The sequence below is a fragment of the Shewanella sp. GutDb-MelDb genome (assembly GCF_002836075.1).
Lineage (GTDB): Bacteria > Pseudomonadota > Gammaproteobacteria > Enterobacterales > Shewanellaceae > Shewanella.
On record NZ_PJBM01000151.1, the window covers coordinates 1 to 13,232 of the forward strand.

Annotated in this window: 10 protein-coding genes and 1 pseudogene; 3 read left to right on the plus strand and 8 right to left on the minus strand. The window is 42.3% G+C overall.

Annotated elements, in window-relative coordinates; all coding sequences use genetic code 11:
- Positions 1 to 3,406, plus strand: a 3,406-nt coding sequence (locus CXF82_RS06420) for an Ig-like domain-containing protein (RefSeq protein ID WP_145991665.1), incomplete at its 5' end; no start/stop codon positions are given.
- Positions 3,407 to 3,534: 128 nt separating this feature from the next.
- Here CXF82_RS06420 and CXF82_RS06425 read toward each other — a convergent pair.
- The 3 genes from CXF82_RS06425 to CXF82_RS06435 all read right to left on the minus strand — a co-directional run bounded on the left by CXF82_RS06425 (position 3,535) and on the right by CXF82_RS06435 (position 7,827).
- Complete coding sequence (locus CXF82_RS06425; protein WP_101092295.1) at positions 3,535 to 5,772, minus strand: acyl-CoA dehydrogenase; 2,238 nt, start codon at positions 5,770 to 5,772, stop codon at positions 3,535 to 3,537.
- A 597-nt stretch (positions 5,773 to 6,369) separates the two neighbouring features.
- Positions 6,370 to 6,846: an OsmC family protein gene (locus CXF82_RS06430; RefSeq protein ID WP_102043868.1), complete on the minus strand. Its 477-nt coding sequence runs from the start codon at positions 6,844 to 6,846 to the stop codon at positions 6,370 to 6,372.
- Positions 6,847 to 6,933: 87 nt separating this feature from the next.
- Positions 6,934 to 7,827, minus strand: a complete 894-nt coding sequence (locus CXF82_RS06435; protein ID WP_180961177.1) for an AraC family transcriptional regulator — start codon at positions 7,825 to 7,827, stop codon at positions 6,934 to 6,936.
- 217 nt (positions 7,828 to 8,044) lie between these two features.
- Here CXF82_RS06435 and CXF82_RS06440 point away from each other — a divergent pair, with 217 nt between their 5' ends.
- Entirely contained in the window at positions 8,045 to 8,425 is a 381-nt protein-coding gene (locus tag CXF82_RS06440) for a hypothetical protein (protein ID WP_101092292.1), read from the plus strand.
- Positions 8,426 to 8,615: 190 nt separating this feature from the next.
- Here CXF82_RS06440 and CXF82_RS06445 read toward each other — a convergent pair whose 3' ends face one another.
- The 4 genes from CXF82_RS06445 to CXF82_RS06460 form a co-directional block, all read right to left on the minus strand.
- A complete protein-coding gene (locus CXF82_RS06445) occupies positions 8,616 to 9,119 on the minus strand; it encodes a hypothetical protein (protein ID WP_102043870.1) in 504 nt (167 codons plus the stop codon).
- Between the two features lie 262 nt (positions 9,120 to 9,381).
- A complete protein-coding gene (locus CXF82_RS06450) occupies positions 9,382 to 9,708 on the minus strand; it encodes a DUF3325 domain-containing protein (protein ID WP_101092290.1) in 327 nt (108 codons plus the stop codon).
- A gap of 3 nt (positions 9,709 to 9,711) precedes the next feature.
- The gene (locus CXF82_RS06455) at positions 9,712 to 11,355 is read right to left on the minus strand and encodes a PepSY-associated TM helix domain-containing protein (protein WP_102043871.1); all 1,644 of its coding nucleotides are present in this window, start codon (positions 11,353 to 11,355) and stop codon (positions 9,712 to 9,714) included.
- Between the two features lie 2 nt (positions 11,356 to 11,357).
- Entirely contained in the window at positions 11,358 to 11,657 is a 300-nt protein-coding gene (locus CXF82_RS06460; protein ID WP_102043872.1) for a hypothetical protein, read from the minus strand.
- Between the two features lie 827 nt (positions 11,658 to 12,484).
- Between CXF82_RS06460 and hpf the strand changes: the two genes are divergently transcribed.
- On the plus strand, positions 12,485 to 12,841 hold the full coding sequence (gene hpf / locus CXF82_RS06465) for a ribosome hibernation-promoting factor, HPF/YfiA family (protein WP_101092286.1): 357 nt from the start codon (positions 12,485 to 12,487) through the stop codon (positions 12,839 to 12,841).
- 148 nt (positions 12,842 to 12,989) lie between these two features.
- On the opposite strand, the pseudogene CXF82_RS06470 reads toward hpf, so the two are convergent.
- Positions 12,990 to 13,232: pseudogene (locus tag CXF82_RS06470) on the minus strand (potassium transporter); the annotation flags it as partial.

Below are 13,232 nucleotides of genomic sequence, written 5' to 3' on the forward strand. Positions count from 1 at the left end.
GATCACACCCACCGCAGCAGGCAGTGTCACGGTCGATGTGGCAGCTAATGCCGCTATCGATGGTGCCAGTAATGGCAATACTGCAGCGGCGCAGTTCACCGCCACCTATGATGCCAGCCAGCCAAGCCTCACTATTAGTGGTGCTTCGGGTTATATCAACGCAGAGTTTACTGCGAGCTTCACTTTCAGTGAATCTGTCACTGGTTTTGATGCTACTGATATTGCGCTGAGCAATGCAACAATTTCAAGCTTTACTGGAAGTGGTAAAACGTATTCAGCGCTTATCACACCCACTGCAGCAGGCAGTGTCACGGTCGATGTGGCAGCTAATGCCGCTATCGATGGTGCCAGTAACGGCAATACCGCAGCGGTACAATTAACGGCAACGTATGATGCCAGTCAACCAAGTGTCACGATTAGTGGCGCTTCGGGTTATATCAATGCCGCCTTTACCGCAACTTTCACTTTCAGTGACTCGGTCACTGGTTTTGATGCTATCGATATCGCTGCCAGCAATGCTGGCGTGTCAAACTTCAGTGGTTCGGGTAAAGCTTATAGCGCGCTGATCACACCAAGTGCAGCAGGCAGTGTCACAGTCGATGTGGCAGCTAATATAGCCGTCGATTCAGCCAGTAATGGCAATACCGCAGCTCTGCAGTTAACCGCCACTTATGATGCCAGCCAGCCAAGCCTCACTATTAGTGGTGCTTCGGGTTATATCAATGCGGCGTTTATCGCGACCTTTAGCTTTAGCGAGGACGTTGAAGATTTTGATATTACCGATATTGAACTTACCAATGCGACATTGTCTCAGTGGAGTGCTGAGCGATTAAACTTTACCGTTCTAGTGACTCCGATAGAGCAAGGTGAGGTGTCATTGCAAGTCAAAGAGAGTGTTGCAACAGATAAGAGCGGTAGAACCAATTTAGCCTCAGATATTTTTAAAGTTAATTTTGATAGTGTTCAACCTGAAGTGACATTAGCAATACTTGAAATGGAGGTGCGTGAAGAGTTTGCTTTAGAGCTGCACTTTAGTGAGCCAGTTACAGGGTTGACACTAGAGGACCTACAAGTAGAAAACGGTACGGCAGTGAGTTTGACGGGTGATGAACAGGAATATGTACTGAAAGGCTCTGTACTGACTGTTGGTCGTGATGTACTGGTCCAGTTACCTGCTGATGCTGTTCAAGATAGTGCAGAGAACGGCAATCTGGCATCAACTAACTTTGCCTACGCAACCAACAGCCCTGGTAGTGTCCGTATTGACGGTTATCTGGTTGAAGAGCAAACGATAACTGCTGTGATTGACGACATTGATGGAACGACAGCAACAGAACATAGCTATCAATGGTTTAGACATTCAGATGAACAGACATCATTGATAGGCACCGATGATGATTTCTATGTGTTATCGATTGAAGATGTTGGTAGTAGCCTATCTGTCGAGGCTAATTATGTTGATGATGCCGGTAGGGCTGAAATTGTTATGTCAGAGGCATCCACAATAGTGCAAACGATACCTGAGTATGCATTGTCATTGATTAGTGAATATGCCGAGCTTGGCGGTGAAACCGTAGATCTCATTGCGCAAGTTTATATTGATGCAGGTGTAAGCAGTGTTTCACTAGAACAATTGAATGCAATCTTGGCATTGCTAAATAATGCAGTAGCACACTATGCAACAGCAGATATTGACGAAGTGGCTGAAGTCGAGGCACTGATTATGCTTATTATGCTTGGGCAAGATAGTGATGGTGACGGTATGCCTAACTTGGTGGAAACAGATGTCGATACCGATGGTGATGGAATCGATGATGCTAATGATGAGGATTCAGATAATGATGGTGTGAGTGATGGGGTTGAATTTTCGATTGTAATGGTACTTGAGCAAAGCAGTGCGAGTTCTGTATCGATAGCAAAAGTGCAGCAGTCCAGTACAAGGGCAGCAGAAAGTAATAGTGGAACATCTGATAGCGATCAAGATGGTATTGTTGATTTCTTCGATGCGGATGTCGATGGCGATAATGTCATTGATCAAGGGCGAGTGGATATTAACTTTGATGGCGTCGATGACGGGTTAAACTCACTTGATGCTGTCATTAAAAAGTTGGCTAAGTTGGATATGGACATAGACTTAAGCCCAAATCATCTTGATCTGGACTCTGATAATGATGGTGTTGCAGACGTATTAGAAGCAGGGCTAGAAGATGCTGACAGTGATGGTTTCAATGACTATTCTGATCAGCTGATAAAAACAATAGGCGAGCTGATTGATACTAATAGCGATAGTCATCCGGATCTATTGCAGTTGAGTAGCGACGGTGAGCAATTTGATTTAATTAATGCGGGTTTGCCGGAATCATTAGATACAAATCAAGATGGTATCCTTGATGACACCATCGATATGGATAACGATGGCTTAGTGGATGTGATTGATGGCGCCGTTGGGGCATTTGGTAGCTTACCGGATCTCGATGGCGATGGTTACGCAAACCATGCTGATGATGATGATGACGGAGATGGAATCCCTGATATTGAAGAGAATCCACAACAGCAGTACTTCACTGGGTTTGATGCTGATGCTGACGGGATTGACGATGGGGTAGATTATGATGTCAACGGTGTTATTTCAGGCACTGATAATGATGGTAATGGAGTCAGGGATGATAGAGAAATGTTAGATACTGATAATGATGGCTTGGCCGATCATTTAGATATTGACTCAGATGGCGACGGTATCAAGGATACTAATGATCTGGCTAATAATAATGGGATCGATGGTAAAACAATTACCGGTGGTGGTTCTATGGGGTACTTGGGTCTTATGGTACTTGTTCTGCTTGCGATGCTACGTCAACGAAAAGTATATGTTTTAAAAATAGTGCCGATTTTTGTGCTTATTACAATGGGTGTGGCTTTACCTGCCCAGGCTGAGTACTCGATAGGTGCTGGGCTTGGGGCTGTTAATCTTGAACCTACATTTTACACTGAGATAGACAAAGATAATGATTACGACTTCTCTTACAATCTTGAGCTTGGCTATGGTTTTTCCAAAAACTGGTGGCTTAAATTAAGAGGTGTCGATCTTGGCCAAGTGGATTTGAGTCAAAATAGGCGTGTTAGTGCTGAGATTGATTATAAAGGTGTAGCGCTATTTGCTCAGTACCAGATGCCTATCTTTACTGACTCAGGCTTTGAAATTTATGGTTTGGCTGGAGTTAGCTGGTTAGAGACTAAAAGTAGTGGGCCGATCAATATTGATGATAATAGTGATCAGCAGTTTGCTGCCGGTGCTGGGCTATATTATGGATTTAATCAAGATAATGGTTTGGCACTTGAATGGGTATCTTACGCTGAAGATGTATGGGTAATAGGACTGCAATATACTAGCCGCTTTGGCGGCTAACTTCTCGTTAATGAGATGATTGTGTAGGTGCTTATTTGTACGTATAGCGAGTCACTTAGATAACGGATATAAAAAAGCGGTTGTTTGCTACATGAGCAATACAACCGCTTTTTTGATTTTTTTTAGATTTAGTTAGCGATTTTTAGATCGGCTTTTTCTGTGATTAAGTTCATATCAAAATCAAACTCATCAACACGGATAGCACGTTCACGCTTCAAGTTATAGTCTTGCAGCTGCTTGTGCTCGCTGTCATTAATCACCTTAGCGGTTAACGCTGCATCAAGTGTTAACGAGAACTTGATACCAGGCTTAAAGGTACGTGCTCTAATGGCTTTCTTTACCTTAGCTAACATTGGCAAACATTCCATCTTAGCCAGATAGGCTTGTTCATTGATGTAGTTACCGTCGCCCGCAACAGGTTTAACCAAGTGGGTTAGGTTTTTCTTAAACGCTGTATTTAGCTGTGCTTGTTCAGCAAGTTCGCGCACTAAGTTATCGTTTATTTTCTGCATCTTAGGTGAATAAGTTACAGTGATCAGGCGCATAAACTTACGTGTCGATGATGATGGGAAGTTGTCCAAAAAGTCCAATAGCGCTTTTTCGGCTTGGCATAGTGACCAGCGAGTGGCGTAGTGGAAGTATGGCGCCGCTTCAGCACGCTGCTCTGCAGGTAGCTTTTGCTCGTAATAACGGATAGAAGCCATTGCAGCATAAAGATAGCTCATTACATCGCCTAAACGGGCTGACAGCATCTCTGCTTGCTTTAACTTTCCGCCAAGCACCAGTAGTGAAAAGTCTGCATAAACGGCGAGTTTTGACGCCAGTTTATGAACAGATTGCTCATAGGGTTTAACTTCTGCAAGTTGAGAACTCGCGCCAGCAGTGAAAGGCAGTAAACCTAATTTGAATGCACGTAGGCTGTTGCCAACACTGTAACCAACGGTTTTGCGTAAAATACTGTTGAACTCTTTATCTGCATGCTTTTCGTTTGAGTGAATAGACTCAACCATGCTTTGCAAATAAGGATGACAACGCATAACGCCTTGACCGAAAATCATCAGGTTACGGGTAAGAATGTTGGCGCCTTCCACGGTAATGGCAATTGGCTGGGCGATATAACCAGAAGCCAATGTATTTTGTGGGCCATTTTGAATCGCTTTACCGGCTTGAATATCCATTGCTGAATCAAGTACGTCGCGGCCAAGCTCTGTCATGTGATATTTTGCAATTGCAGTCACAACCGATGGCTTCAGGCCTAAACCTAATCCTTCGGTGGTTAATACTCGCATTGATTCTAGTAAGTAAGTCTTGCCAGCAATGTCAGCAAGCTTTTCTTGAATACCTTCAAATTTACCAATCGATAAACCAAATTGCTCACGCACTGCTGCGTACTCAGTCGATGATTTAAATGAGCACTGGCCAACAGAGACACCCAGTGCAGGCAGTGAAATACCGCGACCAGCACCTAGACATGCTACGAGCATTGCCCAGCCGCGACCGATATTTTTCTGGCCACCAATGATGAAATCCATTGGGATAAAGACATTTTCGCCACGCGTAGTACCGTTGTAGAAACTCATCCCCATTGGGTCATGACGATTACCTAGTTGCACACCTGGGTGAGACTTAGGGATTAAGGCACAGGTAATACCAAGGTTTTCTTTACCGCCGAGTATTCCGTTTGGATCTTCGACTTTAAAGGCGAGGCCTAACACACTCGCGATAGGGGCTAGCGTGATATAGCGCTTGTCCCATGTAACACTCAAACCGAGTACTTGCTCGCCATCATATTCACCCATAGTCACAGTGCCGACATCTGGAATACCGCCAGCGTCTGAGCCCGCTTCTGGGCTCGTTAGGGCAAAACATGGGATCTCTTGGCCTTTAGCAAGGCGGGGTAACCAATAATCTTGTTGTTGTGATGTACCGTAATGCATCAACAATTCGCCAGGGCCTAATGAGTTAGGCACCATAACGGTAACGGCTACGGCCGAGCTTTTAGCAGCAATGGTGCCAACAATGGTTGAGTTGGCATAAGGACTAAATTCAAGACCACCAAATGATTTTGGGATAATAAGAGAGAAAAATTTATTCTCTTTTAAAAAGTTAAGAATATTTTCTGGTAGATGTTTACTGCGCTGAATTTCAAAGTCGTCGACCATTTCAATTAAGGTCTGCACTGGGCCATCGAGAAAGGCTTGCTCATCAGCGGATAGTGTTGCAACCGGAATGTCACGTAGCGCAGCAAAATCAGGAACACCTTGATAGATAGAACCCTCTAGCCATACATCACCAGCGTCGAGTGCTTCTTGCTCAGTGGTAGAAATGCTTGGTAGTACTTTTTTTAGTTTAGTTCTTATGCTCATTTTGATGCTCATCTGACCAGAAGTATGAGTCACATTACGTCACAAAATGCGCCATAGATCAAATTTTCAAACGATAAATTTAAACACTTGTTTGGATTTTTATTTAAATAATAAAATTAACTATAAAAATTTCATAAGCTTACGCGTGTACGCTGGAATTAAATTATTTTCATAGTGATATGAATTAATTGATTTAAATCAATATTATTTGATGATTAGTGATCGTTTCCTGGCAGGAAAGGGTATAACAATATTGCCAATTAAGTCTGTGATGAGACATTTTTATCAAGGGAGGTGATGAGTGTTGTGCTGAGTTTTACAACATGGAATGGGTTTAATTAGCTTAAATTATTAACCGTCAAAGTTGATGTTGAGTTGGAAATAACAAATTGAATGAGTGCTATATCCGCAACAGTAAACGGGGGATATCAAAGTGTCGATTATGTCATTTTCTGCTGGAAAGTAGCGATGATGAATCACCGCGAGCTGCTACTAACGCGATAATCTGTTCGTTAGCAGCTTAATCATATCAGTCATAGTCATTGAGTGTTTTTGAGGGAATGGTGGGGTCTGTGTATGACTCAAGACTCGTTATCTTCACTGGTTATCGGTACTTGCGGTATTGTCGGTCGTGATCTCTACAAGGGTTTCGTTGTTAAGGCTATTGGCAATAAAGCAATTGGCATGAGATTTCTCATGGATTTTTTCAATGACCTCATCACTGACTTCAGTGCCTGCAGCAAATACGATTTTGGGGTTTAGCGTCATTTTATTTACAAATAACTTCCCCTGTGCATTTTTACCTAACTCAGCTTTAGCGTGGTCACTATAAGAGACAACAGCCAAACGTTTTAAGTGAGCAATCGTTAAAAACGTCAACATATGGCAGGAAGATAATGCCGCCAGTAGACTCTCTTCAGGATTAATAAATTGGCTATTACCACTGTACTCAGGTGCTGATGATGCATTAACTTGTTGGCCACTACCAAAGTTAATTGTATGGTCACGGCAAAATGCAGTTGGCTCGTTTACAGCAGCTTCGCTGCTCCAGTTTAAGTGTATATTAAAGCTCATACTTATTGCTCGCTTATAAAAAATGAAAATAATGCTGCGTTCTTGTTGGGTCAATAAGCATTATTGAAAGATGATGTTTTTTCTCGATTAAGCTTCGGTATTGGCTCTTCTGCTAGAGCCTGGGCCATAGCCGAAATAGCGTTTAAATGCTTTAGCAAAAGTGATATCACTTTGATAACCCACATCAAGCGCTGTTTTATACACACTGTCCCCAGCGCGTAGTTGTTTTTGTGCTTGTGATAAACGTAAACGAGTGATGTACTCTATCGGTGTCATATCGAGATAGGCTTTGAAATAGCTGGCAAAGCTGGCTCGTGAGTAACCACCCAGTTCGGCTAAGGTATTTACACTCCATGATTGACACAAGTCTTGGCTAATAGCATTGAGTACTTTACTCATTTTTGGATCTTGTAGTGCTTTAAATAAGCCAATATTACTATGTTCATCATTCGATAACTTCCGTAATAAACTTAGAAAGAATACCTCACTAAGACGAGACAAAATCACATCATTAGCGAGTGAACCTAGCTTGGCTTCTTCAATTAAACTCTGCGTAATTCCAGTGAGTGCACCGCTTTGTTCCTGTTTACGGATCACCATACATGCGGGTAGCTGGCAAATAAGCGGGTGATTTTTGTCTTCACTAAAATCAAAATAACCACAGATTAACCCCGTCGAATCTGATGGCTCATCAACCATAGGATATGCCACAAAACGGCTAATGGTTGCAGCGGCCTGCTCACTATTACTGCTGCTGATAATGTGCGGTGCATCATGGGGAAATACCACTAAGTCACCAGCGGTAAGCTCTAGCGCTTTAATATCACCGCAATAGAGAAATGCTTGCCCTTGACTGACCAAATGAAAACTCGCCAGACCGCTTCCTGAGGTGTCAGTACTCCATGTTTTACACAGTAACGAACGATGAAATATCGTGGCGTGAAGATGAAAATTTGAAAGTAAGTTATTAATGTTAAACATGGTTCCCCATCTATTGTGGCAATTCATCTTGTTATTTGGTGCTGTTAACTCACCCACTAACGAATGACTGTTCCATTGATACAGACGTTAGCACTATGCCAGAAGACCTTAATGATAAGATTAGACGATGAGACATAAAGCGCAGACGCTAAGGCATACAAAGCTGACGTTAATTTACCTATTCTGTTAGTTCAAACACATCATTAAGGAATATAAAATGAATAAGTTCATCACTCAGATAATGCTAATGACGGCACTCGTGTTTAGCTTTGCAACTTCTGCCGCAACTCCGACTCAAAATGCAGATGGGGTTGTCGAGATCTATCTCGACCAGCATGGCGGCTATTTCAGTGCTAAAGATACACTCGCGTCACTAAAGCCCGGAAAGTATCAATTTATTATCACCAATAAGGCTGGCAAGCTGGTGGGTTTTCAACTGCAAAACTTCACCACTCATGAAGCGTTAGATATGTTTCCAATTGAACCAGGAAAAACGCTTCGTAGCGACGTGGTTGAAGTCAGCGCTGAAGGTGTTCGATTTAGATGTCCAATTAACCCAACGCCATGGTATGACATGGATAGTATTAAAGCGGGCTAACCCTTAAATGATTAGCAGCTATTAAGCTCACAAAGTCGGTAATATAGAGAAGACCGATTAAGAGTAGATTAAATTTCTAGGTTATTGATAGACTGTTTAAATCTGTATTGCTTGTCATATTGTCCAGCTTAAATTATAGATAGCAAAAAAGCCGCTTAATGCGGCTTCTTTGCTATCTATAAATAAAATGTTAGCTGTAAACGTTAATACTTTGCGATGTTTCTACATAGGTCTGCATAACCGCTGCTTGCTGCTGTTGGGCTTTATTATTGACGACAGCGGCTCGTGCATCATCATTGTTTGATAGATAATAAGCTGACGCTGGGGTTAGATTGCTGCTGCCTGTAGCCACTCCTGCTATATCTGCATAAAACTGATACTGAGCTTTGGCCTTTCTATAGTCAACGTAGTCGTCAACTTTCTCACCTTCATTGGGTAACTTTGGTGTTACAGGTAATATTTCTGCTTCATTGGCGACTGAACTCGTTTTTTCAGCGGAACGACCTTGAGCGGCTAGCTCAATGGCACTGGCAGATAATGTCACTGTATCGCTTGATGCGACAGGGGAAATTGGTTGATCGCTGCTGGTATTGGCAAGTTGAGAATGACTGTCCGCAGTACTTTGCTGTAGGTTTTGACTGTTTAGTGTTTTGGACTGAGCCGCAGTATTGGAGAGCGATTGTGAAACTTGCATAAAACCTCAATCATCAAAAACATGTCTTAATAGACAAGATTTTAAGCGATTAAAGCTGAATGTGAACTGAACCAGTTAGAAGATAGGCAATTTTTTGATCCCATAACAAGGCATTAGTTTAACTCGCGGTGAAACTTTAAGGCCGATTGTTCAGTGATTATGCGAACAGAGACGATGTGTTTAGGGCTCAAGAATTTGTCTTAGAGGTAAAACCCAGCCAATTATCTTGGCTGGGAGTATGGATCTTAAGCTGGCGGGGAAATTAGCGGATAACAAACAGTGTCGTGCTAAATATCGCGCTTAACGCCATAGCATAGGGCATAAATTTCGCGCGGTAACTCAGTGTCATAATCACTAGTAGCCCCGATGCGGCTAGTAAACCAAAATAGATGATGCTGCCATAAGCAACACCTTGGTCAAGAGTACAACCCCAATAAGTGAGCGCCAGTCCAAGCCAACCTGTGATAGACAATCTGCGGCTTTGCTTATCGCTTGGTGCTTTGCCTAAGACTTCTCGATGGTGAGAGAACATGGCTAACGCTAATAAGCCAAATGCGATGTAACTAAATCCCAATAAACTTAACATCATCTATTAAGCCTCTTTGCCTGTAGTGGCTGTTGTTTGTATTACAATAGGGTCTTTCAAACGAGTCGCTGCGCGGCGACCAGTAGGCAGTTTAAGTTGCTGACTCAAAAGCTTACGTCGAGCAAACAAAATGCTAACTCCTATCACTACGCACATGATGTCGAAACCCACTAAAGACCATTGTGCTTGGTTAATATTTCTTAGCAGATCACTATTTGAGGTCATTGCATTGAGCAGCGGGATCGCAATCAAGCTAGAGCCCGATAAGGCCAACACATAACGCCATACCGCTAATGTCCGCTTAAAGCAGGCGACTAAAGCAATTATAGTTAAGGCGATGAAAAAGCTATTAGCTTCCCATTGAGCACGGTTGATCATATCGATGGGTAACAGCCTGTTAGCATAGAAAAACACACTTGCTGCAAGCGGTAAACCTGCAATGAAAGTCAGGTTTAACCCTTCGACTAATCGCAGACCAAAACTGGCTTTCTCGCCTTGGTTTATCTGTTTATGCTGTTTTTGGCGAATTTTATTTGCCCAAAGCAGTGTCCCAGTCGCAATCATTGCGCAGCCCATCACACCACAGATGAAGAAAAAGAAACGTAATACAGGCCCTGAAAAACGTCCGGTATGCAGCGCTATTAAAGTGTCATGGGTATTTTGAGCGGCAGAATCAGGTTCAATCCCTTTATTCAAAAGAGTACCATCTACCGCGTTAAATATTGTGGCGACTCTTCTGTCGGTCACCGTCTCACCGGTATCTTTATAGACGCTGACTCGACTGTTTTTATCACCGGGGTTCGTCACAACAATCTGTCTAATAGGCTTGTTGTCAAATAACTGATTAATTTGCGGTAGTAGGGTGGTTAACTGAATAGTTTTTGCGGATTCGCCCAGTGGTATTACTTGTGCAGGACGGTTTTTTAACTCCTGACGAAAAGCCTTAGTATCACCGTCGTAAGCTGTGATAGCCGCCCAAGGCATGTACATTGCCATAAGCGTCACTAGCCCGGTATAAGTGATCATTAAGTGATAAGGCAGTGCGAGTACAGAACTGACATTATGAGCATCGAGCCAAGAGCGACTGCCTTTGTTACGTCTAAAGCTAAAGAAGTCTTTGAAGATCCGTTTATGAATGACAATGCCGCTGATTAACGCAATCAGCATAAACATGCTACAAAACCCGACAATCCAGCGAGCAATTTTTGCTGGCATGTAATGCAGATCAAAATGCAATCGATAGAAAAAGTTGCCGCCTTTTGACTGACGAACATCGGTTATGACTTCATCTTGTCCTTGCATCACCACATGTTCAATGAATTTGCCGCGACGCTGTCCCGCTTCAGGCTGAGTCTGCCAACTGTAACTTAGGTAAGGTTTACGATCTGTCGGAAAGCTGATGCGCCAATCGCGAGCATTGTTCGCGTGCTGACTGAGATAGCTTTGTGCCTTACTCAGCTCAGACTGAACTTTGCTGGCATTATAATCTTGAATCACGTTTTGGTGCAGCTCAGGCTTAGTCCACAGGCTAATATCATGTCGATAATAGCTCATCGTACCCGCGAAAAATATTAGCAATAGCACCCAACATACAAGCAAGCCAACCCAAGTATGTAGCCAAGTCATGCTGCGGAAAAAATTCTCTTTCATTGTTAGCTTACCAGTAAAATAATCAGATAGAAAAGGCTGCTCAACCCGAGTAGATCTCGCCATGCTAATAGGTGATGCTTAACGCTAAAAACCCAAATGATTGCAGCAGCATAAACAGCAAATGACAGCATCATAGCGGTTAATGCGCTCTGAACTGCTACCAATGGAATGATAATGGCAAATAGCCCACATGCAGTTGCAGCGACGAGGTAACCACCGAATATAGCGGCTAGAGCACGCGAAGTAATATTGAATAGCTGCAAGCTAATCAAATGCTTGAAATTAGAGTTAACTGAGATCACTGAGACAGACACCTAAATGTTAGGCGTCATTAACGGTGCGCCTAATCTTCATAAAATAGGGCTGTATTTTACATTAATAAACTTAATTGATAACTATTTTTATTCGTATTTAACTGTAAAGGTGACAATCTTGGGATATGTGTCGCAAAAAATGCTGCATCATCTGCCTATAGCTAACCATCAAATTTCATTGTGAAAGACTATTTACGATAAAAATTAAGTGATTATAGTGAGTGATGCCACCTTACCTCCGTAGTCAATATATCGGTGACAATAAGTGTAAAGTTGCCACAGGAGTGTGGTCTACGATCGACTTAGCGGTGACGGAAAATAAAGAGGATGTGGCGCCTGATATGGTACAAACTCTCGCCTCAAAGGCGCTGATTTACGCTATTGCGCCCAGATCCTAAAGCACCAGTGTTTAATGTGAACAAGGTAAAATAATGCGCAGATGTCGCGCTAAGTGATTGATGTCATAACAACCAGAAAATATATTTTAATTTTTTTGCTAAAAGCGTGATAAAAACCCAGCTAAAGCTGGTTTTTTTGTCTAAATTTGTAGAAGGTAATCAAGTACGCGATTTATTGCTTTTTGGCGCGCGAGTCACTTATTACCCAGTTAGTATATGTTTTAACCATAGCTAGATGACGAATTTATTAAAAACTGAAAATATTATTTTTTTGACTTTACTGATGGATACTGGGCTACAGCGGTTTATGTGTTTTTTATGAGCAATTAATTAGATAAATTTTTATTAATAAAGCTTGTAATTTAAAGCGCTAACCCCAAGTGTATTAGGTAGAAGTCATTGTAAAAAGGAAAACCTATGAAAATAAATCTTTCTGGTCACCACGTTGATGTTACTGATGTTGTTAAGCAGCATGTCCAAGAGAAGTTTTCGAAGATAGAGAGTCATTTTCCAACCCTGATCGCACTCGATATTATTATTTCTAAAGAGCATAGCGAATTCCAGGTTGAAATTAGAACCAATTATGAGGGAAGTCGAATATCATCGTCGGGTAGCGATACCATTATGTACCCAGCGATAACCAGCGCAGCTAGAAAACTCGATGCGGCACTAAAGCATCGTAAAGGCCAACTAAAGGCTGATCTACATTCAAAGCCTGTTGTTACTACTCCTGAGATTGCTCATGAAAAAGTTCAAGAGATGAACTTAACGTAACTTAGCCGATTTAAAGTATAACGCCCCCGCTGCTAAAAATGATTAGCGCGGGGGCTTTTTTATGTCTTACACTTTTGATTAAAAACTGAAAAAAACGACATAAGATAGGGTGTTGCTTAGTTGCAAAAATGCCTAAGCAGCGCTATGTCTAATCGGTTTCTGATTTTGAAAAAGCAGTATCATTTTCTTTTGGCGGTGGGGTCCAGCCTCGCTCCATTCTCGAAAAGCTACGGTAGCGCTCATCTTTCATCGCAGCGCTTAATGTCTCTTCCAATTGAATAAACATGTCTCGGTAATGGACTAGGTGTTTATCATCACCAGTGACCTGCTTCCATGATTCGTAAAGGGTGTCTTTGTGGGCCATTTCAGTTTCAAAAAATATCGCGCGTTG